This window comes from Arthrobacter sp. 05L428 (assembly GCF_056397665.1).
This window is the reverse complement of record NZ_JBFTNW010000001.1, coordinates 27070-53688: the sequence shown is the minus strand read 5'-3', so window position 1 is coordinate 53688 and position 26619 is coordinate 27070. Positions and strand designations below refer to the sequence as shown.

The window sequence follows — 26619 nt, the reverse complement described above, 5'->3', positions numbered from 1 at the left end:
CCTTGCCGGTAAAGTGGAAAACATGGCGACTGGTAAGAACCCTTTATTCGACACGGCCACCACCCTCGGAAAGCTCATCCTTTTCCTGGGCGTGAGCGCGATTTGTGGTGTCCTGATGGCGGGCCTGCTGGTCCCTGCGGCCGCCGTCTCCGGCAACGCAGCAAGCGGTTCGATCAAGTTCTTCGAGACCCTGCCGGCCGAGCTGAAGGTTGACCCGCCGAGCCAGTCGACCAAGATCCTGGCCGCGGATGGCAGCGTCATCGCCAACCTCTATCTTGAGAACCGCACCCGCGTGTCGCTGGACCAGATGTCGCCGTACATCAAGGACGCGGTGATCGCCATCGAGGACAGCCGCTTCTACGAGCACGGTGGCGTCGACACCACCGGTATTCTCCGCGCGCTCGTCGCCACCGCGCGCGGGAACAAGCAGGGCGCCTCGACCATCACCCAGCAGTACGTGAACAACGTCATCAACTCCTCCCTGGAGTCCGAGGGCAAGGGCGACCAGGTCCTGCTGAACGGTGTCAACAAGGGCGTCGGCGACAAGCTCCGCGAGATGAAACTGGCAATCGCGCTGGAGAAGAAGTTCACCAAGGAACAGATCCTTGAGGGCTACCTGAACATCGTCTTCTTCAACCGCGACGCCTACGGCATCGAGGCGGCCTCCCGGCTGTTCTTCAGCACCTCGGCCAAGAATCTGACGCTGCCGCAGGCCGCGCTCCTGGCCGGCGTTGTGAACAGCCCGTCCTTCTACGATCCGATCACCAACCCGGACAACGCGAAGGTCCGCCGCAACCTGGTCCTCAAGGCCATGCTCTCGCAGGGCAAGATCAAGCAGGCGCAGTACGACGCCGCCGTCGCCACCCCGGTCAAGACCAAGGTGACCCAGCCGCGCCAGGGCTGCGCCTACTCGCCGACGTCGCCGTACTTCTGCGATTACGTGCTGCACCTCCTGCTCAACAACCCGGCGTACGGGGCGGACACCAAGGAACGCGAGCGGAAGATCTTCCGCGGCGGCCTGACCATCAAGACCACGCTGGAGCCCAAGGCACAGAAGGTCGCGCAGGCGCAGGTCGACGCCGCTGCCGGTGCGAACCCGAACAAGTGGGGTGCAGCCCTGGTCTCCGTGGAGCCGGGGACGGGCAAGATTACCAACATGGCCCAGAACACGTCCTGGCTGCCGGGCAAGGGCAAGTTCGACACCCAGCTGAACTTTAACGTCGACAAGTACGACGACAAGGGCAATGACCTTAATGGCCTCGGCGGCGCCCAGCCGGGCTCCACTATGAAGCCGTTCACTTTCGCCGAATGGCTGGACGAGGGCAAGTCCATGAATACCGTGGTGGACGGCTCCGTGCGCCGATACCCGTTGGACTTCCAGTGGCGGAACTCCTGCGGCGTCACCACGGGCGCCTACAGCACCCCGGAACACGACGCGCAACTGGGTGCCGCCGAGGACCTCCAGAACGCGGAGCCGGACTACTACAGGCCCATGACGGTGCTGAAGGGTCTCTACAACTCGATCAACACCATTACCTTCGCCTCGGCCGCGCAGCTCGACTTCTGCGGGATCCAAAAGATCGTGGACGCGGCAGGACTGCACTCCGGCCTGCCCACCCGTGACCAGAACCAGAAGATTGTGTTGGATGCGAACGGGAGGATCAAGGAACCGAACCCGAAGATCAACATGTCGATGCTGTCGAACCTCCTCGGCTCCACCCAGACCGCGCCGCTGACCATGGCCAGCGCCTTCGCCACCTTCGCCAACGACGGCCGCTACTGCGAGCCGATCGCCATCACCTCCGTGACGGATGCGACCGGGGCCAAGCTGCCCGCCCAGGCCACGAACTGCCGGGACGCCCTCAAGCCCGAGGTTGCGCGCGGTGTGAACTACGCGCTGCAGGAAGTCTTGAACCGGGGCTCCGGCTCGCTCATCCAGCCGCGCATTTCCACTGTGACAAACTTCCCGATCGCGGCGAAGACCGGTACCTCGAACAACAACGGCTCCACCTGGGTGGTCGGGCACACCACCGGTCTGGCGACGGCGGCCTGGTTTGGCGACCCGCTCGGCGACCAGGGACGCTCCGGGCAGAACATCACTGTCAACGGCCAGTTTTACGAAGGCATCGACGGTTACATGATCGCCGGGCCGATGTTCTCCAAGTTCATGGCCGAGATCGCCCCCTCGCACGGCGCCGAGCCGTTCCCGGAACCGCCGTCGAACCTGCTGTCCGAGCCGTACCAGCAGCCGACCAACAACGACGCGGGCCGGAACAACAACTTCATGCCGCCGGCGACGCAGAACCCGGCACCGGCGCCGTCATCCCCCGCGCCGGCCCCGTCGACGCCAAAGAAGCCCGGGAACGGAAAGTAGTGACCGCCGGAACCACCCTGGCCAGCCGCGCCCGAAGCATCGGGCGCGGCTTTGCCGTAACCGCCGCCGCCGGCGCCGCCGCGGGCGCCGCCGCGGGCGGCTACGGGTTGTGGGAGAAGAACCAGTTCGTGCTGCGGGAAGAGTCGCTCGCCATCCTGCCGGCGGGGTACGGGCCGCTCCGCGTGCTGCACCTGAGCGACATCCATTTCGTCCCCGGCCAGAACCGCAAGGCCGCGTGGCTGCGCTCCCTCGCCGGGCTGGAGCCGGACCTGGTGGTGAACACCGGCGACAACCTCAGCCACGCCAAGGCAGTCGATCCCCTGCTGGAGGCGCTGCGGCCGCTGATGGAGTTCCCGGGAGTCTTCGTCCCCGGCTCGAACGACTACTTCGCGCCGCGGCTGAAGAACCCGGCATCCTACCTGCTGGGGCCGTCCAAATCGCGTCCCGACCCCGTCGAGCTCGACTGGCCGCGGCTCCGGTCAGGCTTCGGCATGGGCGGCTGGGTGGATCTGACCAACCGCTGCCAGTCGCTCGTGATCAAGGGCCTGCGCGTGGACTTCTCCGGCGTCGACGACCCGCACCTTCGCCTCGAGCGCTACGCCGGCTGGCCGCGCGGCACCAAGGGCCAGGACGCCAAACCGCACCTGCGGATCGCCGTCGCGCATGCCCCGTACCAGCGGGTGCTGGACCACTTCACCGAGGACGCCGCGGACCTGCTGCTGGCCGGCCACACTCATGGCGGCCAGATCTGCGTCCCGGGCTACGGCGCCCTCGTGGCCAACTGTGACCTGCCCACCTGGCGTGCCAAGGGACTGCACGACTGGGAAAGCAACGGACGCACGACGCCGGTCAACGTCTCCGGCGGAATCGGCACCTCACGCTTCGCCCCGGTCCGGATCGCCTGCAAGCCCGAGGCCGTGCTGCTCACCCTCACCGCCCGGCCCTGAGCCCGTCGGCGCCTCCCCCGCGCCAGCTCCGGAGGGACATGCCCACCCCCGCGCTCTGACTCTCCGCGGGACATGCCCACCCCCGGCACTTGCTCCCCGCGGGACATGCCCTGTCTTCCCGCCCAGGGATGGACATAACGGCATCCTGCCCACGCCCGGCGTCCAGGGATGGACATGTCCCCCAAGGGCGGTCGCGAAGAATGAGCATGCTCAGCGGAGCGTCCGCGGAACGGGCATGTCCCGAACCCGTGTGCTCGAGGAGCGGGCATGTCCAGAACTCGTACGGTCGAACCATGGGCATGTCCCGCTGGCATGCCGAGCGATGGGCATGCCCCAGGGAAAGCCCGCACCTCCCCGTGCCATTGCGGAACATAATTACTGGGACAGATTCCGGAACGGCCCGATATCCTGTGAACCGGGTCACGCGATGGCCTAGGGTAGTTGCTACAGGAAACTACATCCAGTTGCGTAATCCATTTCGCAGTTGCAGTTAAGAAGCAGGCATGGCCAAGCAGACTCCGTTTTTCTCATCAATCAGCCGTCTCTATCCGCACGTCAGACCGATCATGCCGCGGCTGGTCATGGGCCTGCTGTCCGCCCTGCTGGCCAGCATCGTCGCCCTGGCCATCCCCCAGGTGCTGCGCGTACTCATCAACGACTGGCTGAGGCCCGGCGGCAGCAGCCAGGCCGTCTGGATCGCCTCGACCGTGATCCTGCTGCTGGGCATCGCCGAAGCCGGGCTGGTGGCACTGCGCCGCCAATTCGTCATCAACCCGGCCACCACGGTGGAAACCCGGATGCGGGTGTCGCTCTACGACCATCTGCAGGACCTGACCGTCTCCTTCCATGACCGCTGGGGTTCCGGTCAGCTGCTCTCGCGCGCCATGACAGACCTGAACTTCCTCCGGCGCTGGATGGCGTTCGGGGCGATCATGCTCGTGGTCACCACGCTGACCGTGGTGATCGGCGTCGTCGTGATGTTCTCCATGAGCTGGCAGCTGGCCCTGATCTTCCTGGCCGCCGCCGTGCCGATCATGATCTACGGCTTCCGGTTCCGGACCCGCTTCAGCAAGGTGGCCCGCCGCAGCCAGGACCAGGCCGGAGACCTCGCCACCACGGTCGAGGAGTCCGTCCACGGCATCCGCGTGCTCAAAGCCTTCGGACGCAGCCGCGAGGCGCTCGAAAATTTCAATGAACAGGCCGAGGAACTGCGCCAGACCGAGATCGCGAAGGCCAAGCACCTGGCCGCCTTTAGCCTCGTCGTCACCTTGCTGCCAGAACTCGCCCTCGGTGCCGGGCTCGTCGTCGGCGTCATGCTCGCGGCCGACGGGCAGCTGAGCATCGGCTCGCTCGTAGCCTTTTTCGCCACCGCCGCCGTGATCGCCGCACCGGTGGAGTTCTGCGGCATGCTGCTGGCGATGGCGCTCACCGCCAAGTCCGCCGTGGACCGGCACTTTGAGGTAATGGACTCGGTCAACACCATCACCAGCCCGCCGCAGCCGCGCCGGCCTGCCGAGCTCAAGGGCGCCCTGGGCTTCCACAACGCCACCTTCGCCTTCGAGGACGCACCGGACAAGCCGATCCTCAAGGACATCAGCCTTGACATCCGCCCCGGCGAGACCATGGCCCTGGTGGGCATCACCGGCAGCGGCAAGAGTGCCCTGCTGCAGCTGGTGCCGCGCCTGTTCGAGGTCACGGCGGGCTCGGTCACGATCGACGGCGTGGACCTGCGCGACTTCAGCGTGGAGGAGCTGCGCACCGTCGTCGCCGTCGCCTTCGAGGACACCACCCTGTTTTCCAACTCCGTCCGGGACAACGTGCTCCTCGGCGTGCAGGGGCACGAGACGGAGGAGCGCCGGGAGCAGATCCTGGCCGAGGCGCTGGACACCGCCCAGGCCCACTTCGCCTACTCCCTGCCGGAGGGACTGGACACCCTGATCGGCGAGGAGGGCCTCAGCCTCTCCGGCGGCCAGCGGCAGCGCATCGCCCTGGCACGGGCCGTCGCGGCCCAGCCGAAGGTGCTGGTCCTGGACGATCCGCTCTCCGCGCTGGACGTGAACACCGAGGAACTCGTCGAGGCAAGGCTCCGTGAGGTGCTCGCTGACACCACCACCCTGATCGTGGCCCACCGTCCCTCCACCGTGGCCCTGGCCGACCGCGTGGCCCTGCTGCAGGACGGCCGGATCTCCGCCGTCGGCACCCACACCGAACTGCTCGCGGAGAACAGCCACTACCGCTACGTGATCGCCAGCCTGGACCCGGAACCTAGGGACCTGGACTCCGAATTGTCCGCCCTCGAGGCCGAGGAGGTGTCGCGATGAGCACGGCCACCTTCGGCACCGCCAACGAGGACAACGCCCACCTTTCCAAATCCGAGAGCAAGGCCGTCCGGCGTCGCTCCCTGGCCCTGCTCGGCTCGCTGATCCGTCCCGTCCGCCTGCGTTTCTGGCTGACCATCGCCGCCGTCGTGCTGTCCCAGGCCGCCCGCGTCGCCGGGCCGGCCCTGATTGCCTTCGGCATTGACCACGCCCTGCCTGCCCTGCGCGCCGGGGACAACCTCCCGCTGGTGCTGGCCGGCGTCGCGTACCTCGCCGCGGCCGTCGCGACCGCCGGGCTCACCGCCCTGTACGTGACCTCGACGGCGCGCCTGAGCCAGGCGATGCTGCTGGACCTGCGCGTGCGGGTCTTCCGGCAGACCCAGCGGCTGAGCCTGGAATTCCACGAGAAGTACACCTCGGGACGCATCATCGCCCGGCAGACCTCGGATCTTGAGGCCCTGCGCGAACTCCTCGACTCGGGGGTCAGCTCGCTCGCCTCCGGGATGCTGTTCATGATCTTCACCGCCGTCACGGTGTTTGCCCTGGACTGGCGCAGCGGGCTGCTGGTGCTCGCGGCCGGCGTGCCGATGTACTTCCTGGCCCGCTGGTACCAGAAGCACTCGCAGATAGCGTTCCGCGAATCCCGCGTCGTCTCGGCCCGGCTGATTGTGCACTTCGTCGAGACCATGACCGGTATCCGTGCGGTCAAGGCCTTCCGCAAGGAGCGCCAGAACGCCGAGCGCTACGCCGAACTCTCCGAGGAGTACCGCAAGGTCACCGTCCGCTCCATCAACCTCAACGGCGTCTTCCAGCCCGGCCTGGTGCTGATCGGGAACGTCTGCGTCGCGGTCGTGCTGCTTTCCGGCGGCTTCCGCGTCCTCAGCGGCGAGCTCGCCGTCGGCGTGCTGCTGGCCCTGATCCTGTCCACCAAGCGGTTCTTCCAGCCGGTGGACCAGATGGCGATGTTCTACAACTCCTTCCAGAGCGCCCAGGCGGCGCTGGAAAAGGTCTCCGGGCTGCTGGAGGAAATACCCACCGTCCGGCCGCCGAAAAACCCCGTGGCCCTGCCCGAGGCGAAGGGCAGCATCGATTTCGAGAACGTCGAGTTCCGCTACGGCGACGGCCCGGTCATCATCCCGGCCATGGACCTGCACATTCCCGCGGGCCAGACGGTCGCGCTGGTGGGCCAGACCGGCGCCGGTAAGTCGACGCTGGCCAAGCTGATCGCCCGCTTCTACGACGTCTCCTCCGGCTCGCTCACGCTCGACGGCGTGGACCTGCGGCAGCTGACGACGGCGGACCTGCGCCGGAACGTCGTCATGGTCACCCAGGAGGCCTTCCTGTTCAGCGGATCGGTGGCGGACAACATCGCCCTGGGCCGGCCCGAGGCCTCCCGGCAGGAGATCGAGGACGCCGCAAAGGCCGTCGGCGCCCACGAGTTCATCTCGGCGCTCCCGGAGGGCTACGACACCGACGTCAACAAGCGCGGCGGCCGGGTCTCGGCCGGGCAGCGCCAGCTGATCAGCTTTGCCCGGGCCTTCCTGGCCCGGCCCGCCGTCCTGATCCTCGACGAGGCGACGTCCTCGCTGGACATCCCGTCCGAGCGGATGGTCCAGGCCGGGCTGGCGAGCCTGCTGCAGGGCGTCAGCTCCGGCGAGGCGGGCCGCACGGCGTTGATCATCGCGCACCGGCTCTCCACCGTGGAGACCGCGGACCGGGTGCTCGTGGTCCATGACGGCCGGGTGGTGGAGGACGGCACACCGGCGGAGCTGATCGGCGGCGGCGGGCGCTTCGCCAAGCTGCACGGCGCCTGGAAGGACTCGCTCGTCTGATTCCTCCGCTCCGGCGGCGCTTCGACGAAGCTCGGGCGGCGCTTCGACGGCGCCGATTTCGCATCCGGGGCCGGAATCGGATACTCTTGTGAAGTTGCTTTTGAAGTAACGGATCGGGATGTGGCGCAGCTTGGTAGCGCGCGTCGTTCGGGACGACGAGGTCGCAGGTTCAAATCCTGTCATCCCGACCAATCTAAAGAGGGTCTTCCAATCGGAAGGCCCTCTTTTGTGTGCCGGCGATATTTGCGCCCTTCCGACGGCGCCCGCACCGTCCACCGCCGCCGTACCCCATCGACTGCTCCGCAACCGCCGTTTAGACCCGTCATAAGGGTCCGCTTCGGAGCAATCGACGGAGGGACCGGGGCAAAGAACAGCCCCGGGACACACCTTGGGTGTCCCGGGGCTGCCTGGAGCGTTGGTTACATCGGGTCCGGCCAGTTGCCGATGTTGGTGGAGTTGGACATCGGGTCCGGCCAGTTGCCGATGGCCGAGAGGGTGCCATTGCTCGAGCTCATGGGATCGGGCCAGTTGCCGATCGCCAGGGTGCTGTTGCTCATGGGGTCCGGCCAGTTACCGATGGCACTTACTGACAGCACTGCGGGAGCCGCTGCGGAGAACGCCAGAGCCCCAGCCAAGGCGACAGAGGCAGCAATCTTCTTAAACATGTGGGTTCCTCAATACGAGTCGGAAATACGATTCGGAAAGTTACAAAGCCAGCACCAGCCCTTGTTGACATACATTGTAAAATTACTTGCACAGAGACTGTCAAGCATTTAGTACATCGACTGTCCGGAATTAGGAGGATCCCGTGGGGAACGGATTCGGGGAAAAACTCCGAGCGGAACGGCTGGAACGCGGCCTCACCCAGGCCGAACTGGGTAAGGACCTGTTTTCACCCAGCTACATCTCGCTACTGGAGACCGGCCGCCGTGAACCGACCGCGGACGTCATCGAAGAGCTCGCCCGCCGGCTGGAGCTCGCCCCCAAGGCGCTGGAGGCCTGGAGCCAGCCCGTGTCCGTCAGCGACGCCGAATACGTGCTCGCCGGGCTGTACGCGCGGCAGGCCTGGGACTTGCGCGACTATCCGCTGGCCGCCAGCCACGCCGCCACGGCCGCCCAGATCGCGCTGGAGGGGAAGAACACCAGCGCCTGGTGGAACATGACCTACATGCAGGCCGAATGCCTGATGAAGCAGGGCCAGCTCAAGGAATGCCAGAACCTGGTACAGCGGCTGCTGGACCACCCGATGGCTGCCGAATCGGCCGGCCTCGGGGTGCGCGCCCGGCAGATGCTTGCCGCCGTGTGCCACGGCCAGGGCCAGCTGGCGGTCGCCGTCGAGCACGCCCAGGAAGCGGTGCGGCTCTGCGCCCAGCTGCCTAAGGGCTCCACCCTGATCATCGGCGCGCTGCGCGCCCTGATCGGCGCCCTCGCCGAAAGCGGCCGGCTCGACGAGGCGTGGCAGTACTGCCAGGACATGAACGACCAGATGGATGACCAGTCCATCTCCCAGCTGGCCGGAGAGGTCGCCTGGGTGATCGGGAACGTGGCGTTCATGCGGCATGACTACGCCGAAGGCATCAAGTACCACGAGAAGGCGGCCAAGCTGCTCTCCCCGGCGAACGACATCGACCTCTGGGCCCGGTTTAACAAGGCTTCCGCCGCGGTCCGTCTGTCCTCCGGGATCGTCGAACCGGAAACCCTGTCCTCGATCGAGCGCGCCGAGCTGGCCCTCTCGATCGTGGGCGGCAACAAGACCGACCGGCTCGAGGTGGCCTTCATCCGGGCACGCTGGCTGTACCTCACCGGGGACATCGTCGGCGCGGTACAGAAGCTGCGGGAAATCCACGCCGAACGGGATTCGCTGGCCAAACACGTCGCCGGCGAGGTGGCCCTGCTGCTCGGCAAGGCGCTCAAGGCCGCCGGCGAGTCCGAGGAAGCACTCGTCTATCTCGAGGAAGCGCAAAAGGAGTTCAGCGCGGCCGGGGCCTCGGACCGGGTCCAGCAGGCCATGGACGCCGTGCTGGAAATCCGGCTGGCCCAGCGCCGCGCCGAAGCCGCCGCTGCCGGAAGCTAGGCGGACGGCCGGGCGCCAGGCGAAGGCGGACGGCTAGGCGAAGGCCCGGCCCGTCAGCAACTCGTAAGCTTCCACGTAGCGGCTGCGGGTGCGGGCGACGACGTCGGCCGGCAGCGCCGGCGGCGGCGTGTCGGAGGACTTGTCCCAGCCCGATTCGGCCGACGTCAGCCAGTCCCGCACGTATTGCTTGTCATATGACGGCTGTGCCTTGCCCGGCTCATAGGTGGCGGCATCCCAGAACCGCGAGGAGTCGGGGGTCAGGACCTCGTCGCCGAGCGTGATGACGCCGGTCGCGGCGTCGATGCCGAATTCGACCTTGGTGTCGGCCAGGATGATGCCGCGGCCGCGGGCGATCTCCTCGGCCTTGGTGTAGATCTCCAGGGTCAGCTCGCGGAGCCGGCCCGCGATGTCCGGGCCCACCAGCGCGACGACGGCGTCGTAGGTGATGTTCTCGTCGTGCTCGCCCACCTCGGCCTTCGCGGAGGGGGTGAAGATGGCCTCGGCAAGCCGGGACCCGTCCACCAGGCCGGCCGGCAGCGGAATGCTGCACACGGTCCCGGACTGCCGGTATTCGGCCAGCCCGGAGCCGGTCAGGTAGCCGCGGGCGATGCATTCCACCGGGAACATGTCCAGCTTCTTGCAGATCATCGCGCGGCCCTCGACCGCCGCAGGCACGCCGCCGTCGACCGTGGACGCGAGCACGTGGTGCTCCACACCCAGCTGCTCGAACCACCACAGGCTCAGCTGGGTGAGGATGCGCCCCTTGTCCGGGATCTCGCTCGCGAGGACATGGTCGTAGGCGCTGATGCGGTCGCTCGCGACAACCAGGACGCACTCGTGGCCGACGCGTTCGGTGATGGACGCGTCCGCCGGGACGTAGAGGTCGCGGACCTTGCCGGAGTAGACATGCTTCCAGCCGGGCAGGTCCAGCGTCTCGGTGTGCAGGCCGCCGGCGGGCATCGCGGATTCAGTTGCGTTCATGCTCAGGCCTTCGCTTTCGCCGCGGCGGCCGCGGCAGCCGCTGTGCCGGGCGCCGTCACCTTGATTTCGCCGCGGGCGGCTTTGCCGCCGATGTCGGTACGGAACTGGCCGCCGTCGAGCTGGACGAGTTCGACGCCGTCGTACGCCCGTTCGCGGGCCTCCACGAGGTCCGTCCCGAGCGCCACCACGGCGAGGACGCGGCCGCCCGCGGAGACGACCTTGCCCTCGTCGTCGAGCTTGGTGCCGGCATGGATCACGTGCACGCCCTCAATGGCTTCGACCTTCTTCAGGCCGCGGATCCGGTCCCCGGTCCGGGGCGTGCCGGGATAGTTTTCGGCGGCGACGACGACGGCGACCGCTGACTCCTTGGACCAGCGCAGCGGCTGGACCTTGTCCAGTTCGCCCTTGGCGGCGGCCATCAGCAGGCCGCCGAGCGGCGTCTTGAGCCGGGCCAGGACGGCCTGGGTTTCCGGGTCGCCGAACCGGACGTTGAACTCGATGACGCGGGTGCCGCGGGAGGTCAGGGCGAGGCCGACGAAGAGCACGCCGACGAACGGGGTGCCGCGGTGGGCCATCTGGTTGACGGTGGGCTGCGCGACCCGGTCGATGACCTCCTGGACGAGGCCTTCGGGGGCCCAATCGAGCGGGGTGTAGGCGCCCATGCCGCCCGTGTTGGGGCCTTCGTCGTTGTCGAAGATGCGCTTGAAATCCTGTGCCGGGGAGAGCGCCACGGTGGTGCTGCCGTCGCAGAGGACAAACACGGAGACCTCGGGGCCGTCAAGGAATTCCTCGATCACCACGGTGCCGCCGGCGTCGAAGCAGCTCTGCGCGTGCGCCAGCGCCTCGTCCCGGTTGCGGGTGACGACGACGCCCTTGCCGGCGGCGAGCCCGTCATCCTTCACGACGTAGGGGGCGCCGAAGGTGTCGAGCGCGTCGGCGGCTTCCTCGGCGTTGGAGGCCACCCGGGCCATCGCGGTGGGCACGCCGGCCTCGGCCATGACTTCCTTGGCGAACGCCTTGGAGGCCTCAAGCTGGGCGGCGGCCTTGCTGGGGCCGAACACCGGGATCCCGGCGTCGCGGACGGCATCGGAGACACCCGCGGCCAGCGGGGCTTCCGGACCGACCACCACGAGGTCGACGGCGAGCTTGGTAGCCAGCGCGGCGACGGCGTCGGGGTTGTTCGCGTCGATGGCGTGTGTGGGGACCAGCCTGCTGATACCGGCGTTGCCCGGGGCCGCGTGGACCTCGGAAACATTGGGGTCGGCGAGCAAGGATCGGACAATGGCGTGTTCGCGGCCGCCGGGGCCGATGACAAGTACCTTCACAGTTCCCAAGGGTACTTTGTGGACCCTGCAGGCTCCTAAGCTGTGACTGCCACCGGACATGCCCACTCCTCACGCCGGATTTGCGCACAGGCCACGGTTGCAGCGGACATGCCCACTCCACGGGCCCCGGTTCCAGCGGGACATGCCCACTCCGCGCCGCAGCCACTGGACATAATGCGTATATGCCCACTCCTCACGCCCAAGGATGGGCATGTGCGTCGCCGGGGAAGCCGCCCAGTCCACACGACGTGCCATTCCGGACCCGAGCTCCACGGGACATGCCCACTCCACGCCGGAACCACTGGACATAATGCGCATATGCCCATCCCTCACGCCCAAGGATGGGCATGCCCGTCCCTGGAAGCCGCCCAGTCCATCGGGCATGCCATTCCGGACCCGAGCTCCACGGGACATGCCCACTCCACGCCGCAGCCACTGGACATAATGCGCATATGCCCACTCCTCACGCCCACGGATGGGCATGTGCATCGCCGGGGAAGCCGCCCAGTCCACACGACGTGCCATTCCGGACCCGAGCTCCACGGGACATGCCCATTCCGCGCCGGAACCACTGGACATAATGCGTATATGCCCACTCCTCACGCCCAAGGATGGGCATGTGCGTCGCCGGGGAAGCCGCCCAGTCCACACGACGTGCCATTCCGGACCCGAGCTCCACGGGACATGCCCACTCCACGCCGCAGCCACTGGACATAATGCGCATATGCCCATCCCTCACGCCCAAGGATGGGCATGTGCGTCGCCGGGGAAGCCGTCCAGTCCACCAGGCATGCCCATCCCACGCCCCGGCCGGACAATCCGCGGGCTCCGCCGCTCCGAACATCCAGTATGAAGACGCCCAGCACCCCGCAGCCCGGCACTACCCCCCGGCCCGGGAACCAGAGAAGGAAGCGGCCCGCACTCTTCTCCGGCCCCACCGCCCTGGCCGCGCTGGCCGGGGTAGTCTCGGCCGCCGTCGTGCTGGCCGTCGCGGAGCTGATCGGCGCCTTCTTCACGGCCCGCGCGACGCCGCTGATCGCCCTGGGCTCGACCTTCATCGATTTCACTCCGCCGTGGATGAAGGACTTCGCCATCGCAACCTTCGGCACGAATGACAAGGCCGCCCTGTTCGTGGGGATGGGCCTGACCATCCTGCTGCTGGCCTGCGTGCTGGGCATCGTCGCCTTCCGCAAGTGGGCTCTGGGCGTGGCCGGCGTGTTGCTGCTGGGCGCGGTGATCGTGGCCAGTGTGGTGACCCGGGCCAGTGTGAAACCGCTGGACGCCATCCCTTCGCTGATCGGCACCGTGGCCGGCCTGGTTGTGCTCCGGTTCCTGATCAGCAAGCTGTGGCGGACCCGGGAATGGCCGGAGGTGGCGTCGGACCTCGGCGCCAAGGAGCCGGACCGTCCCGCCACCAGCCGCCGCGCCTTCTTCACCGCCAGCGGCATCACCGCCGTCGCTGCCGCCGCAGCTGCAACGGGCGGACGGCTCCTGAGCGCCGCCCGCAGCAACGTGGCCCAGGCCCGCGAAGCCCTGCAGCTGCCCGCCCCCGCCAAGGCCGCCGCCGCCGTGCCCGCCGGCGTCCAGTCCAAGGCCCCCGGCGTCACCCCGTGGCTCACGCCGAACAAGGATTTCTACCGGATCGACACCGCGCTCAGCGTGCCGGAAATCGACGCCCGGTCCTGGGAATTGCGGATCCACGGCCTGGTGGAACAGGAAGTGCGGCTCAGCTTCCAGGACCTGCTGGATGCGCAGTTGATCGAATCCCACGTCTCGTTGACCTGCGTCTCCAACCCCGTCGGCGGGAACCTGGCAGGCAACGCCAAATGGCTGGGCATGCCCATTCGTGACGTGCTGAAGATGGCCCGGCCCAAGGACGGCGCGGACATGGTGCTCTCCACGTCCGTCGACGGGTTCAGCGCCTCCACTCCGCTGGAGGTCCTGCAGGACGACCGCGACGCGATGCTGGCGATCGGCATGAACGGCGAGCCCCTTCCGCTGGAGCACGGCTACCCGGTCCGCATGGTGGTCCCCGGGCTGTACGGCTTCGTCTCGGCCACCAAATGGGTGGTTGACCTGGAAGTGACCCGCTTCGCGGACAACAAGGCCTACTGGACGCAGCGCGGCTGGTCCGAGCGCGGCCCGATCAAAACCATGGCCCGGGTGGAGGTCCCCAAGTCCTTCGCCAAGGTCGCTGCGGGAAAGGTCGCAATCGGCGGCACCGCCTGGGCGCAGACCCGCGGCATCACCAAGGTGGAGGTCCAGATCGACAACGGCCCGTGGACGGCGGCCGTGCTCTCGGCCGAGGCCTCCGTGGTGACCTGGCGGCAGTGGTCCTTCGACTGGGAGGCAACCCCGGGACCGCACTACATCAAGGTCCGCGCCACCGACGGCACCGGCGAGGTCCAGACGGACAAGCGCGCCGATCCTGTGCCCGACGGCGCTTCCGGCTGGCAGTCTGTCATGGTCACCGTGGAGTAACCGGGCTGGGCCCGCAACGCACCATAGACTTGCAGCATGCCCTTGAACCCGCATGCCACCTTCACTGTTGAGTCCGCCGTCGAACTGGCAGTTGTTGAACGCAGCGGTTTCATCGAGTCCCGCCACATCGGCTCCGCCGTCGTGATGGCCGCGGACGGCAACGTGGTCACCGAACTCGGCGACATAACGACGCCGATCTACGCGCGCTCCACGCTCAAACCCCTGCAGGCGCTCGCCTCGATGCAGTCCGGCGTTCCGCTGCGCGGCGCCCAGGTGGCGATCGCCTGCGGCAGCCACGTCGGCTCGCTCGACCACATGGACGTGGTGGAGGGCATGCTGAAGGCTGCCGGCGTCAAGGAGGACCAACTCCAGTGCCCCGCCGCCTGGCCCGAGGACGAGACGGCCCGGACCTGGCTGGTTCAGACGGAGCGCGGAAAATCCCGGCTGGCTTTCAACTGTTCCGGGAAGCATGCGGCGTTCCTGTGGGCCTGCACGGAGAACGGCTGGGACACGCACAGCTACCTGGAACCCAACCACCCCCTGCAGCAGCGCATCCGTTCCGTGATCGAGGAGTACTGCGGCGAGCGGATCGCCCACCTCGGCATCGACGGCTGCGGCGCCCCGGTGGCCGCGGTGTCGCTCACCGGCTTGGCCCGTGCCTTCTCGCGGCTGGCCAAGGCTCCGGGGGACAACAACTCCAACGCCCGCGCCGCCACGATCGCGACGTCCATGCTGGACTACCCGTGGGCCGTGCAGGGCCGGGGCCAGGCCAACACGATCGTGATGGACGAGCTCGGAATCATCGCCAAGATCGGCGCCGAGGGCGTGCTGGTCATGGCCACCCCGCAGGGCGTCTCGGTGGCGATCAAGGTCCTGGACGGCAACGTCCGCGCCACGACGCTCGTGGGCCTGACCCTGCTCGCCGCCGCGGGCGCCGTCGAGATCCCGGAGGTTTCTTCCGTGCTGGAAAAGGTGGTTGACCCGGTGCTGGGCGGCGGCCGGCCGGTTGGCAAGATCCGCCTCGGCCACGCCGTCTCGGCGCTGCTGGACTAGGCCGTGGCTGTGTCACGGCGCCGGATCCCGGTGGATGAGGGCCGCGCCGCGCTGGCCGCCTGGCGGGACGCCGCCGCGCCCGAGCCCTCCGACGCTGCCGCGCCCGAGCCCTCCGGCGCCGCTGCGCCTGAGGGCCCGGCAGTGCCCCGCAATACGCTCGCGACGGCGGTGCGCTACTCCCTCGAGGAAGTCACCGCCCGGGCCCCCGGCAACTCGGTGGAGGTCCGCGTGCCGCCCTTCGGCGTCACCCAGTGCGTGGAGGGCCCGCGCCACACCCGCGGCACTCCCCCTAACGTCATTGAATGCGACGCCGCCACCTGGCTTGCCATGGTCACCGGCCGGCTCAGCTGGGCCGACGCCGTCGAATCCGGCCGGGTGGCCGCCTCGGGGCTGCGGGCCGACCTGTCCGGGCTGCTGCCGCTCTAGGCACGCCGGGTAGGCCGGGCGCCAGCGGCACGAGGCCCGCCCTAACGAGTCAGCCGCGGCCGATGAACGGCATCCCGGCGGCCGTGATGACGAGGGATCCCACACTGGCGGAGGCAGGCATGCCGGCCATCAGCAGCACGGCGCGGGCCGCGTCCTCGACGGGGAACGTCGGCTCCGGCCGGCGGCTGCCGTCGGCCTGGAGCGCGCCGTCGCCTACGCCAATCTCGTCCATTAGCTCCGTCGCGGCGTTGCCGATGTCGATCTGCCCGCAGCTGATGCCGAAGCCGCGGCCGTCGAGGTCAATGCTCTTGGTCAGCCCGGTAATGGCGTGCTTGGTGACCGTGTAGGCCACGGTGCGGGGGCGGGGTGAGTGCGCCGCGATGGAGCCGTTGTTGATGATCCGGCCGCCCTGCGGCGATTGCGCCTTCATGGCCCGGACCGCGGCGGCGGCGCACAGCATGGAGCCGGTCAGGTTCACGGCCACCGTGGCCTCCCAGTCCTCGACGCTGATCTCGTCCACCGAGGCCGCGGGGCCGAACACGCCGGCGTTGTTGAACAGCACGTCCACCCTGCCCCACTGCTCAAGCGCTACGGCGAAGAGCCGTTCGACGTCGCCGGGCCGGGAGATGTCGCAGGGAAACGCGAGCGCCTGCGCGTGCCCGGCCGCGGTCTCCAGCAGCGGTTTCTCCCGCCGGCCGGCCAGCACCACGCGGTAGCCGTCGGCCAGCATGAGCCGAGCCACCGCCCGCCCGATCCCGGAACCCGCTCCGGTGACGACGGCGACCCGGCCGAGGTGGCGCTGGTGTGTCATGCGGGGCTCCTAGGGTGGCGTGGTCGATTCCGGTCCCGGACAGCCTATGCCGAGATGGCACGTCGCGGCAGTGCCCGGGACAAACATTGCCGCGATCTGCCATCTCTCGGCACTGCAGGGGCTTGCGCCAAGACGTAGAGTGAAGCGTGGCAACCACCGCGGGCGAGGCCTTGCTGGCCTATCTTGGACAGCAGCTCGCTGAACTGCGCCAGCATGCGCCCGGAGTCCGGTCGAAGCAACCCGAAGCCGTCCATCAGATGCGTGTTGCGGCGCGCCGCCTCCGCTCGCTGCTGGCTTCGGGCCGGCCGTTGTTCGACGACGACGCAGTGGAACCGCTCCGCGCCGAACTGCGGTGGCTCTCGGGACTGCTCGGGGCGGCCCGGGACCCTGGCGTGGTCCACGAGAGGCTGGCCACGCTGCTCGCCCAGGAGCCCGAGGCGCTGCGCTCGCTGTCCGGGCCGCAGGGCCCGGCCGCCATCCGGATCGACGAGGAGCTCGACGCACTTGAGGCCGCCGGATTCGAAGCGGTCCTCGAGGCGCTCGGGAACGAGCGCTACCCCCGTCTGCTGGCGGCCCTGGACCAATTCCTGGCCGACGCGCCCCTGTCGCCGAAGGCCGCCGGCGCTCCGGGGACGAGGTTCGGCAAGCTGGTAGCCAAGGACCGGCGTCGTTTGAAGCGCGCGGTGAAGGCCCTTCCACCCACGGCCGACGACGGCGGCGCCGCCCGGAATGCGGGCCTGCATGAGGTCCGCAAAGCGGCAAAACGGCTGCGGTACTCCGCGGAGCTGGCCTTGTCACTGCCGAAGGAGGCCCCCGATGGATTGGCGCCGGACAGGAAGAAGCGCCGCGGCGCGAAGCGGTTGGCCAAGTCGGCCCGGCGGATCCAGCAGCTCCTGGGCCTGAACCAGGACAGCGTCGTGGCCCGCGAACGGCTGGCCGAGCTGGGCGGTCGCGCGCTGCGCAGCGGTGAGAACGGCTTCAGCTACGGCAGGCTGCACGCCAAGGAAGAGCACCTGGCGGCCGCCTCAGAGCGGGCCTTCCTGAAGCTCTGGAGAAAGTTTCCCGCCGGCTGAGGCGGCCGCGGGGCTCACCGCCAGGTCCGGTCAGGGCTTCAGCACCACCTTGATGCAGCCGTCCTGCTTCTTCTGGAATTTCTCGTACATCGCGGGGGCCTCATCCAGGCTGGCCTGATGCGTCACGAGGTCCATGACACCCAGCGGGTCCGCGTCCGACTCCACCAGCGGCAGCAGGTCCTCGGTCCAGCGCCGGACGTTGCACTGGCCCATTCGCAGCTGGATCTGCTTGTCGAACATGTGCATCAGCGGCATCGGGGAGGCCGTTCCGCCGTACACGCCGCTGAGGGAGACGGTGCCGCCGCGCCGGACTGCGTCCAGCGCTGTGTGGAGCGCGGAGAGCCGGTCCACCCCGACGGTCTCGAAGGCCTTCTGGGCCAGCTTCTCCGGCAGCAGCCCGGCCGCGTGCTGGGCGAACGAGGCCACGGGCGAGTCATGGGCTTCCATCCCGACGGCGTCCACCACCGAATCGGCACCCCGGCCCTGCGTCATGGAGCGCAGTTCGTCGGCGACGCCCTTGGAGTAATCCAGGGTCTCGATGCCGTGCCGTTCCGCCATCGCCCGGCGCTCGGGCACCGGGTCGACGCCGATGACGCGCAGGCCGAAGTGCTTGCCGATCCGGGACGCGAACTGTCCCACCGGCCCCAGGCCCATCACCGCGAGGGTGCCTCCCTCGGGCACGTCGGCGTACTTCACGCCCTGCCAGGCGGTCGGCAGGATGTCCGAGAGGAAGAGGTAGCGTTCGTCCGGGAGTTCCGCCCCCACCTTGATGGGTCCGTAGTCAGCGTGCGGCACCCGCAGGTACTCCGCCTGCCCGCCCGGCACGGAGCCGTACAGCTCGGAGAAGCCGAAGAGCGAGGCTCCGGAGCCCTTTTCCTTGACCTGCGTCGTCTCGCACTGGGACTGCAGGCCCTGGCTGCACATAAAGCAGTGGCCGCAGGAGATGTTGAACGGGATGACCACGCGGTCGCCCTTGGCCAGGTTGGTGACGGCGCTGCCCACTTCCACGACGACGCCCATCGGCTCGTGGCCGATGATGTCGCCCTTGTGCATGTAGGGGCTGAGGACTTCGTAGAGGTGCAGGTCGGAGCCGCAGATCGCCGTCGACGTGATGCGCACGATCGCGTCGGTGGGTTCCTGGATCACCGGGTCGGGAACTTCTTCAACGCTCACAGAACGTTTGCCCTGCCAAGTAAGTGCCTTCATGTGCTTGCCTTTCGGTCGCGGTCTGGAGGGGAAATTTGGAAGGAAGAGTCGGAGCGCAGCCCGGCAGGGCCGGTGGGTCAGCTGCCGCGGACGCGCGCGGCCAGCTTGCCGATGGCACTGCCGGCGAGGTTGTCCAGCAGCGCGCGCGGGCTTTCATAGACCTCCACGGCGCCGGCTTCGCGGAGTTCGGCTTCGCTGGTGCCCCCGCAGGTGAGCCCGATCGCCGGGATGTCCAGCTTCCCGGCAGCGTAAATATCCCAGACGGCGTCCCCCACGTATACGGCGTTGCCGGCGGGGACGCCGACGGCCTTGAGCGCCGCGACGAGGATGTCCGGCGAGGGCTTGCTTTCCTTCGCGTCAGCCGAGCTGGTGGCGGCGTGGATGTAGGCGTCGGCGTCGATGGTGTTGCGGAGAATCTCCAGGTCGCGGTCCCTTGCCGAGGACGCGAGGGCGACGGCGAGACCGGCGTCGAAGCATTGCGCCAGCAGGTCCCGGGCGCCGTCGAGCCGCCGGAGCGAGGGCCAGAAGGTGGAGAACACCGCGGCGTGGGAGGTCATGATGTCGGCGTCGCCGAACGTGTCGCGGTCTTCCGGCAGCAGGCGGTCAAGGATCCTGTCCCCGCCCATTCCCACCGAGCGGTGGATGCTGGCCATCGGCACGTCGTAGCCGGCCTGCCTGAAGGCCTGCCACCACGCGAGCGTGTGGATGTAGGAGGAGTCGACCAAGGTTCCGTCGACGTCGAAGAGGACTGCGGCCTGGTGCTGCCCGGCCGACGACGGGTCAGTGGTGGGCACGGGTGCGCTTCGTGGCCGCCAGGGTGCCGCCGGAGAGCGAGGAGCCGCGTCCCGTGCCGCCGCCGGTCCGCCGCTTCGCCAGCGAGGCCATCACTGCGGACTGGCCGTCGCCGCTGCGGTCCCGGATCAGGCCGGTTCCGGCGATCTCCCGCGCCTGGGCAATGCCCGCCACGGCCGCGCGTTTGGTGGGGAACGTGACCGAGACGGCCATCAGGCCGCCGGCAGCGTCCATCATCCGAATCCGGTAGCCGCCGTCGGGCGCATCCACGAGCTCGAAATATCCAGCCATTGCATACTCCTTCAATCCTGCACCCCGTGCGGGGATATTAGTAAGTATACTTATCTAAGCTCTGGAGGAAAGTCCGGCGGCCGGTCCCGGTCCGGCGGATTTCGCCGCCGTCAGCCGGTGCCAGGACACCATTGGAGCATGCCGTCAGTGGCCGTCGGCCTGCAGTTCGAGTGCGCTGCGCACCAGTGCGAAGTGGCTGAAGGCCTGCGGGGTGTTCCCCAGTTGGCGCGCCTCCTGAACGTCCCATTCCTCGCTCAGCAGCCCGACGTCGTTGCGCAGCGCCAGCAGCCGTTCGAACAGCTCCCTTGCCTCGCGGCGCCGGCCCGCACCCAGCAGCGCCTCCACCAGCCAGAACGAACACGCGAGGAAGACGCCTTCGCCGCCCGGCACGCCGTCGTCGCTCTGTTCCTGCCGGTAGCGCAGCACAAAGCCGTCATGGGTGAGCTCCCGCTGCACCGCCTCGATGGTGCCGACCACCCGCGGATCATCCGGAGCCAGGAACCCCACGCGCGGGATCAGCAGCAGGCTGGCGTCCAGTTCGGGCCGGCCGTAGGACTGGACGAAGGTGTTGCGTTCGGCGTCGAAACCGTTGGCCATCACGTCGGCGTGGATCGTGTCGCGGAGCGCTTCCCAGCGATCCGCCGGGCCGGGGAGGCCGGAATCCCGGACGCCCTTGACCATGCGGTCCGCCGCCACCCAGGCCATCACCTTGGAGTGGGTGAAATGCCGGCGCGGTCCGCGCATCTCCCAGAGACCGTTGTCCGGCCCGGTCCAGGCGGTCTCCAGATGCTCCATCAGCGCCACCTGGACGTCCCAGGAGTCATCGCCGTCGTGCAGCAGTGAACTCCGGGTAAGGGCCAGGCAGTCCAGGACCTCGCCCCAGACGTCCAGCTGCAGTTGCCCGGCTGCGGCATTGCCGATCCGCACCGGCGCCGACCCCTCATAGCCGGCCAGCCAGTCCAGCGTCATTTCCGGCAGCCTTCGCTCGCCGTGCAGGCCGTACATGATCTGCAGATCGGCCGGATCCCCCGCCACCGCGCGCAGCAGCCAGTTACGCCACGCGGCGGCCTCCTCCGAGTAGCCCGAGGCGAGCAGGGCCTGCAGCGTCAGGGTCGCGTCCCGCAGCCAGCAGTAGCGGTAGTCCCAGTTGCGTTCCCCGCCGAGCTCCTCCGGCAGCGACGTGGTCACGGCGGCCACGATGCCGCCGGTCGGGGCGAAGGTCAGGGCCTTGAGGGTGATCAGCGAGCGCAGCACGGCATCGCGGTACGGGCCGGTGACCCGGCACTTGGCCGACCACTGCTGCCAGAACGATTCGGTGGCTTCAAGCACGCCTTCCGGATCCACCTTGCGCGGGCGGCCGAGGTGGCTGGGTGCCCAGGTCAGCACGAAGGGAATGCGCTGGCCAGCCTTGACGGTGAAGTCGCTGGCGGTCTGCATGTGCTCGCCCCGGAGCGGGGCCTCGGTGACCAGGTATGCGGCGTCGGGGCCGGCCACGGCGTGGATCCCGTGCTCGTCGCGGCGCACCCAGGGGACGATGTGGCCGTAGTCGAAGCGCAGGGCCAGCTCGCCGCGCATCCGTACCGTGCCGCGGATCCCCACCACGATCCGCACGATGTCCGCCGCGCCGTCGCGGGGCGACATGAAGTCGATCACCTTGACCTTGCCCTCGTCGGTTTCCCATTCGGTTTCCAGGATGAGGGTGTTCTTGCGGTAGTGCCGCCGGGTGCATTCGCCGCCGGACGCGGGCGCGAGCAGCCAGCGGCCGGCCTTGGGGCTGTCCAGCAGGGCGTTGAAGCAGGCCGGCGAGTCGAAGCGGGGCAGGCACAGCCAGTCGATGGAGCCTTCCGTGCTGATCAATGCGGCGGTGTGCAGATCGCCGACCATTGCGTAATCCTCGATGCGTGCCATGGGTCTTACAGTGCCACACGCCGTGCTGGCGGCCGAGGACGACGTGGCAGATTGCGGGGCGGATGTCGCTGCGCGGGCACCGGATGTCGCTGCGCGGGGCAACGGGTTCCGCTGCGTGGGGGCTGGGACGGGCGGCCTGCCGGCACTAGGATCCCAACATGCCGGAACAGGACTACGGGGTACACCGCCACGGCGTGGCGCACATCGGAACCAGCGGCTGGAGCTACGACCACTGGGAGAACGTGCTCTATCCGCCCGGGCTGCCGGCACGGGACCGGCTGGCCCATTACGCATCGCGCTTCACCACGGTGGAGCTGAATGCGAGTTTCTACCGCTGGCCGCGGGAGAGCTCCTTCGCCGGGTGGCAGCGCCGCCTGCCGGAGGGCTTCACCATGTCCGTCAAGGCGCCGCGGGGCCTGACCCACGGCAAGAAACTCTACGGCCCGGAGGTCTGGGCGGAGCGGATCACCCGCTGCTGGCACGAACTCGGTGACAAGCGGGCCGTGCTGCTGGTCCAGCTGCCGCCGGATTTCGCGCGCGACGACGCCCGTCTGGGCTACTTCCTGGCCGCCCTGCCGGAGTGGATCCGCGTGAGCGTGGAGTTCCGCCACCCCAGCTGGGACCACCCGGCGGTCTATGAGCTGCTCGAACGGCACGGCGCCGCCTACTGCGTCATGAGCGGCGCGCAGCTGCCGTGCATCCTGCGTGCTACCGCCGGGTTCGTCTACGTCCGGCTGCACGGGCCCGACCGGGACCACCTCTACGCCGGCTCCTACTCCGACCAGGAACTTGGCTGGTGGGCGGAACGGACCCGCGAGTGGCTGGCGTCGGGCAAGGACGTCTACGCCTATTTCAACAACGACGGCGGCGGCAACGCCGTGCGCAACGCCACCAGGCTGCGTGAACTGCTGGGCGACGCCTGACCGGCGGACCAATCGCCGGCAGGACGCGCCGCTGTGGGAGAGTGGAGTTATGGAATTGGCCTCGCAGGAACCAGCGCAGCAACCGCAGCCGGACAGGAAAGTCTCGGGCAGCCAGGCCTTCCGGCTGGCCCACTGGGTCTCGGACTCGGTCAACCACCTCCGCCTGAAGGCAGCCAGGCGCTGGAAGTTCAGCCCGCAAACCATCGCCTACCAGGGCTACGGCTCCACCGAGTGGGTCCGGGTACTGGGCCGCGTCCTGCTCACGAGCAAGCCCACACCCGGCAGCCGGGCGGAGCAGGCGGCGCAGAACGGCAACCAGAATGTCCGCGGCTGGCGCGCGTTTACGTCTGTCCCGATCCAGTTCATTGAGGTGGAGATCGAGATCGGCGGCATCACCACCCGGGTGCATGCCGACCGCGGTGGCATCGTGGACACCGTGGTCCCGGTTTCACTTACGCCCGGCTGGCACCGCGCCGTGCTGCGGGCCGAAGGGACCGAGCCTGCGGAGGCGATGATCTATGTCATCTCCCCGGACACCACCCTTGGCATCGTCTCGGACATTGACGACACGATCATGGTCACGGCACTCCCCCGGCCGTTCCTGGCCCTGTGGAACACCTTTGTGCTCAACGAACGGGCCCGGATGGCGACCCCGGGCATGGCCGTCCTGATGGACCGGCTGCTGGTGGAACACCCCGAGGCGCCGGTGATCTACCTGTCCACCGGCCCTTGGAACGCCGCCCCGACGCTGGCCCGCTTCATCACGCGCAACATGTACCCCTCCGGAACCCTGCTGCTGACCGACTGGGGCCTCACCCACGACCGCTGGTTCCGCAGCGGCCAGGAACACAAGCGCCGGAACCTGGAACTGCTGGCCAAGGAGTTCCCCAACATGCGCTGGCTCCTCTTCGGCGACAACGGCCAGCACGACGAGGCCATCTATTCGCAGTTCGCCCGGGAGCACGGAGACCGGGTCGCCGCGATCGGCATCCGCCAGCTCTCCACCGGCGAGGCCGTGCTGGCGGGCGGACATTCCGAGACCGGCGACCACACGGGCTCCAGCGTCCCGTGGGTCTACTCGCCCGACGGCGCCGGCATGGCCAAGCGCCTGCAGGAGCTGGAGATCCTCTAGCCGGCCGCCGGGGCTTCGGCCGCGGTTCCTGCTTCGGGGGTTTCGACGTCGGCGGTGGCGCTGTCCGCCGTGCCGCCGTCGCCCGCGACCATCGCAGCTGCCCCGGCGTCCCTCTTCCGGGCCGCCATGAGCTCCCGGATCCAGTAGTAGGAGGCCTTCGGCGTGCGGATCATGGTGTCACGGTCCACGTGCAGCAGGCCGAACTGCTGCTTGTAGCCGGCGGACCATTCAAAGTTGTCCAGCAGCGACCACACGTAGTAGCCGCGCAGCTCGATCGACTCTGCGGAGCCGCCGGGTGAGGTCGCCTCGATGGCCGCCCCGATGTGCTCGGCAAGGTACCGCACGCGGCGCTCATCCGGGACGATGAGGCGGCCTTCGGCGTCGTGGATCTCCAGATCCTCGAAACTTGCGCCGCCCTCGGTGATGTAGACCGGCGGCAGTTCCGGGTAGCGTTCGGCCATTTCCGCGAGCGCCACGGCCATGTAGTCGGGCTTGATCGGCCAGCCGTAGGCGGTGATCTCGGTGTCCGGGAAGCTCTCGATGTGGAACGGGGTTCCGGACCCGCCGCCGTTGAGGTCATTGCCCATGGCCTCGGCCATGCCCTGGGGCACGGTGCCCTCGCCGGGTCCGGCCGCCACCCGGGTGGGCATGTAGTAGTTCAGCCCGTAGAAGTCCAGCGGCTGCGAAATCAGTTCCATGTCCTCGCTGGACGGGCTGAAGGAGGAGAAGAAAGTGGCGGCCCTGATGGCGTCCGGATACTTGCCCAGCAGCACCGGGTCCGCGTACAGGCGGTTCTGGGCCATGTCCATCAGCCCGGCGCTGACCTTGTCCAGCGGGTTGGCCGAGGCCGGGACCATCGGTGAATAGACATTGGTGAGGCCGATTTCACCGGGCACCTTCGCCGCCCGCAGCGCCTGCATCGCGAGCCCGTGGCCCAGCAGCTGGTGGTGGACGCTCGGCAGCGCCTTGAGCATGTGCGCTTCGCCCGGGGAGTGCACGCCCAGCATGTAGCCGTTGGCACTCACCGTGGCCGGTTCGTTGATGGTCACCCAGCGGGCCACCCGGTCCCCGTAGGCCGCGGCGGCGATGGCGGCGAATTCCCCCAGCCGGTAGGCGGTGTCCCGGTTCATCCAGCCGCCGGCCTCGTCCAGCTCCAGCGGCGTGTCCCAGTGGTACAGGGTGGCCATCGGCGAGATCCCGTTGGCCAGCAGCAGGTCGATCAGGCGGTCATAGAAGTCCAGGCCCTTGGGATTCACCGGACCGCTGCCGCCGGGCTGGATGCGGGGCCAGGACAGCGAGAACCGGTAGGAATCGATCCCCAGCTCCTTCATCAGCGCCACATCTTCGGGCATCCGGTGGTAATGGTCGCAGGCCATGGCGGGGCTGTGATCATTGACGATCGAGCCCGGGGTAGCCGCAAAGACATCCCATCCCGAAGGTCCGCGCCCGTCCTCGTCCAGCGCCCCCTCGATCTGGAAGGCGGCGGTCGCCACGCCCATGGTGAAATCGGCCGGCAGCAGAGCGGCCAGATCGTGGGCGGAAGCATTCATTGGCGGATCCCCTATGCAGTTGCGCTGGTGGTTGATTGATTTTAGGCCCCGGCGGGCGCCCACGCCACAACCGGCGCCGGCACCTCCGCCGGTGTGTCCGGCGCCTCCGCCCCCTGAGCCCGGCGCCCTAGTAGGTGGACTCCTCCGGCCCGAAGAGGAACTCCTTGGCATGGGCGACGGCCTTCTTGAACGCGTCATTCCGCAGGCTCAGGAGTTGCTCCGCCTCGTCCGCCGCGGGCTCAAGGTAGCCGGTAAACCCGGGCCGGAGCACCCAGATGTCCCCGGCGGGCGGTAGATAGAACACCCCGAAGGAGCGGTGCTGGCTGTCCTCGGCGGCCCAGATGGGCACCACCGCCAGCGCGGCGCCGGTGTCCACATTGATCCACTGTGCGCGCGGAAGGGGCAGTTCGTGGGCCTCCGGGTCAAGGAAGGGCGCGGTTCCTTCGCCCCACCTCTCCTCGAACCGCTCGTGGAACGCGGGCATCAGGTGCGAATCGTAACGCCGCCATGCGCTCATGGCTATCCTCCATTTTCTTGTATTCCTGCCTGCTGCTTCCTGCCTGGTGCTTCCTGCCTGGTGCGGCACGCGGCACCGCCCCTGGTTCCCGCGTCACTCCGGCCCCCGCTCCCACCGCACCGGGGTCACGCGCAGCACCGGCTGCCCGCCTCGGTGGTGCCGCACCGGAATGTCCCGGCCGACGGCGGTGCGGCCGGCGGCGGTGCCCCCGGTGTCTGCCACGCGGGCCGGGCGGGCCGGCCGGGCCGCGGAACCGGCGGCGTCATAGGCGGCCCGCGCGTCAGGATTCCGCAGCACCGAGAACGACTCAAGGATGCGGCGCGCCTCCTCCCCGCCGTCAGACCCGGCGCCGGGCCGGGCATCCGGGCCGCCTCCGGACGCCGCACCGGCGGCCGCTTCGACGTCGGGATGGCGGCGGCGCATCAGCGCGCGGAAGGAGCGCTGGATCTCGGCCGGAGACGCATCCGGCGCGACGTGCAACGCGGCGTAGAAGCCGCGCGGGTCGCGGTTCATCGGCTCACCTCCTGGCTGGCCGGACGGGGCTCGGGCCGATCAGGCGGGGATCCGGCCGCACGTTCCGGCCGGCCGGATCCCCGCACCGCCAG

22 protein-coding genes and 1 tRNA gene are annotated in these 26619 nt (G+C 68.7%); 12 read left to right on the top strand and 11 right to left on the bottom strand.

All coding sequences use genetic code 11. From position 1 onward, the window contains the following. Window positions 1-22 precede the first annotated feature (22 nt). From AC1DH3_RS00270 to AC1DH3_RS00250, 5 genes are all read left to right on the top strand, one after another. Entirely contained in the window at window positions 23-2374 is a 2352-nt protein-coding gene (locus AC1DH3_RS00270) for a transglycosylase domain-containing protein (RefSeq protein WP_441416794.1), read from the top strand. Beyond that, a complete protein-coding gene (locus tag AC1DH3_RS00265; RefSeq protein WP_476908372.1) occupies window positions 2374-3321 on the top strand; it encodes a metallophosphoesterase in 948 nt (315 codons plus the stop codon). The genes AC1DH3_RS00270 and AC1DH3_RS00265 overlap by 1 nt, the downstream gene beginning before the upstream one ends. 503 nt (window positions 3322-3824) lie before the next feature. Next, window positions 3825-5642 (top strand): ABC transporter ATP-binding protein, encoded by a 1818-nt coding sequence (locus AC1DH3_RS00260; protein ID WP_476908371.1) that lies wholly within the window; start codon window positions 3825-3827, stop codon window positions 5640-5642. After that, window positions 5639-7471, top strand: a complete 1833-nt coding sequence (locus tag AC1DH3_RS00255) for an ABC transporter ATP-binding protein (RefSeq protein ID WP_476908370.1) — start codon at window positions 5639-5641, stop codon at window positions 7469-7471. Before AC1DH3_RS00260 ends, AC1DH3_RS00255 begins: the two co-directional genes overlap by 4 nt. Before the next feature lie 114 nt (window positions 7472-7585). Then, window positions 7586-7662: transfer RNA gene (locus AC1DH3_RS00250), tRNA-Pro, on the top strand. A gap of 228 nt (window positions 7663-7890) precedes the next feature. On the opposite strand, the gene AC1DH3_RS00245 is transcribed toward AC1DH3_RS00250, so the two are convergent. After that, the gene (locus AC1DH3_RS00245; protein WP_175321501.1) at window positions 7891-8136 is read right to left on the bottom strand and encodes a hypothetical protein; all 246 of its coding nucleotides are present in this window, start codon (window positions 8134-8136) and stop codon (window positions 7891-7893) included. Window positions 8137-8279: 143 nt separating this feature from the next. Here AC1DH3_RS00245 and AC1DH3_RS00240 point away from each other — a divergent pair, with 143 nt between their 5' ends. Next, window positions 8280-9545: a helix-turn-helix domain-containing protein gene (locus tag AC1DH3_RS00240; RefSeq protein WP_175321502.1), complete on the top strand. Its 1266-nt coding sequence runs from the start codon at window positions 8280-8282 to the stop codon at window positions 9543-9545. 33 nt (window positions 9546-9578) lie between these two features. Here the strand turns inward: AC1DH3_RS00240 and AC1DH3_RS00235 are convergent, their stop codons facing one another. Both AC1DH3_RS00235 and purD read right to left on the bottom strand, forming a co-directional pair. Further along, a complete protein-coding gene (locus AC1DH3_RS00235; RefSeq protein ID WP_476908369.1) occupies window positions 9579-10526 on the bottom strand; it encodes a phosphoribosylaminoimidazolesuccinocarboxamide synthase in 948 nt (315 codons plus the stop codon). A 2-nt stretch (window positions 10527-10528) separates the two neighbouring features. Continuing rightward, window positions 10529-11851, bottom strand: coding sequence for a phosphoribosylamine--glycine ligase (gene purD, locus AC1DH3_RS00230; RefSeq protein WP_476908368.1), 1323 nt, complete (start codon window positions 11849-11851; stop codon window positions 10529-10531). An 849-nt stretch (window positions 11852-12700) separates the two neighbouring features. Here purD and AC1DH3_RS00225 point away from each other — a divergent pair. The 3 genes from AC1DH3_RS00225 to AC1DH3_RS00215 are packed head-to-tail and all read left to right on the top strand — an operon-like array spanning window position 12701 to window position 15811. After that, window positions 12701-14332, top strand: a complete 1632-nt coding sequence (locus AC1DH3_RS00225; protein WP_476908367.1) for a molybdopterin-dependent oxidoreductase — start codon at window positions 12701-12703, stop codon at window positions 14330-14332. 36 nt (window positions 14333-14368) lie between these two features. Beyond that, entirely contained in the window at window positions 14369-15385 is a 1017-nt protein-coding gene (locus AC1DH3_RS00220; RefSeq protein ID WP_441416787.1) for an asparaginase, read from the top strand. Window positions 15386-15388: 3 nt separating this feature from the next. Beyond that, window positions 15389-15811, top strand: coding sequence for a sterol carrier family protein (locus AC1DH3_RS00215; protein WP_476908366.1), 423 nt, complete (start codon window positions 15389-15391; stop codon window positions 15809-15811). Between the two features lie 49 nt (window positions 15812-15860). Here the strand turns inward: AC1DH3_RS00215 and AC1DH3_RS00210 are convergent, their stop codons facing one another. Further along, window positions 15861-16622 (bottom strand): SDR family oxidoreductase, encoded by a 762-nt coding sequence (locus AC1DH3_RS00210; RefSeq protein ID WP_441416785.1) that lies wholly within the window; start codon window positions 16620-16622, stop codon window positions 15861-15863. A gap of 146 nt (window positions 16623-16768) precedes the next feature. Between AC1DH3_RS00210 and AC1DH3_RS00205 the strand changes: the two genes are divergently transcribed. Beyond that, complete coding sequence (locus AC1DH3_RS00205) at window positions 16769-17695, top strand: CHAD domain-containing protein (RefSeq protein WP_476908365.1); 927 nt, start codon at window positions 16769-16771, stop codon at window positions 17693-17695. 30 nt (window positions 17696-17725) lie between these two features. On the opposite strand, the gene AC1DH3_RS00200 is transcribed toward AC1DH3_RS00205, so the two are convergent. The 4 genes from AC1DH3_RS00200 to AC1DH3_RS00185 form a co-directional block, all read right to left on the bottom strand. Beyond that, window positions 17726-18901 (bottom strand): zinc-dependent alcohol dehydrogenase, encoded by a 1176-nt coding sequence (locus AC1DH3_RS00200; protein ID WP_476891987.1) that lies wholly within the window; start codon window positions 18899-18901, stop codon window positions 17726-17728. A gap of 77 nt (window positions 18902-18978) precedes the next feature. Then, complete coding sequence (locus AC1DH3_RS00195; RefSeq protein WP_476891986.1) at window positions 18979-19695, bottom strand: HAD family hydrolase; 717 nt, start codon at window positions 19693-19695, stop codon at window positions 18979-18981. After that, the gene (locus tag AC1DH3_RS00190) at window positions 19682-19984 is read right to left on the bottom strand and encodes a YegP family protein (RefSeq protein WP_441416781.1); all 303 of its coding nucleotides are present in this window, start codon (window positions 19982-19984) and stop codon (window positions 19682-19684) included. Before AC1DH3_RS00190 ends, AC1DH3_RS00195 begins: the two co-directional genes overlap by 14 nt. A gap of 144 nt (window positions 19985-20128) precedes the next feature. Next, entirely contained in the window at window positions 20129-21892 is a 1764-nt protein-coding gene (locus AC1DH3_RS00185) for a glycoside hydrolase family 15 protein (protein WP_476908364.1), read from the bottom strand. A gap of 158 nt (window positions 21893-22050) precedes the next feature. Here AC1DH3_RS00185 and AC1DH3_RS00180 point away from each other — a divergent pair, with 158 nt between their 5' ends. Next, complete coding sequence (locus tag AC1DH3_RS00180; RefSeq protein WP_441416779.1) at window positions 22051-22815, top strand: DUF72 domain-containing protein; 765 nt, start codon at window positions 22051-22053, stop codon at window positions 22813-22815. A 49-nt stretch (window positions 22816-22864) separates the two neighbouring features. Further along, window positions 22865-23947, top strand: a complete 1083-nt coding sequence (locus tag AC1DH3_RS00175; protein ID WP_441416778.1) for an App1 family protein — start codon at window positions 22865-22867, stop codon at window positions 23945-23947. Here AC1DH3_RS00175 and AC1DH3_RS00170 read toward each other — a convergent pair. The 3 genes from AC1DH3_RS00170 to AC1DH3_RS00160 form a co-directional block, all read right to left on the bottom strand. Beyond that, complete coding sequence (locus tag AC1DH3_RS00170; RefSeq protein ID WP_441416777.1) at window positions 23944-25497, bottom strand: glycoside hydrolase family 1 protein; 1554 nt, start codon at window positions 25495-25497, stop codon at window positions 23944-23946. The two genes, AC1DH3_RS00175 and AC1DH3_RS00170, sit on opposite strands and share 4 nt — an antisense overlap. A 127-nt stretch (window positions 25498-25624) precedes the next feature. After that, complete coding sequence (locus tag AC1DH3_RS00165; RefSeq protein WP_441416776.1) at window positions 25625-26014, bottom strand: hypothetical protein; 390 nt, start codon at window positions 26012-26014, stop codon at window positions 25625-25627. A 93-nt stretch (window positions 26015-26107) separates the two neighbouring features. Further along, window positions 26108-26527 (bottom strand): DnaJ domain-containing protein, encoded by a 420-nt coding sequence (locus tag AC1DH3_RS00160; protein ID WP_441416775.1) that lies wholly within the window; start codon window positions 26525-26527, stop codon window positions 26108-26110. Window positions 26528-26619: the final 92 nt, after the last annotated feature.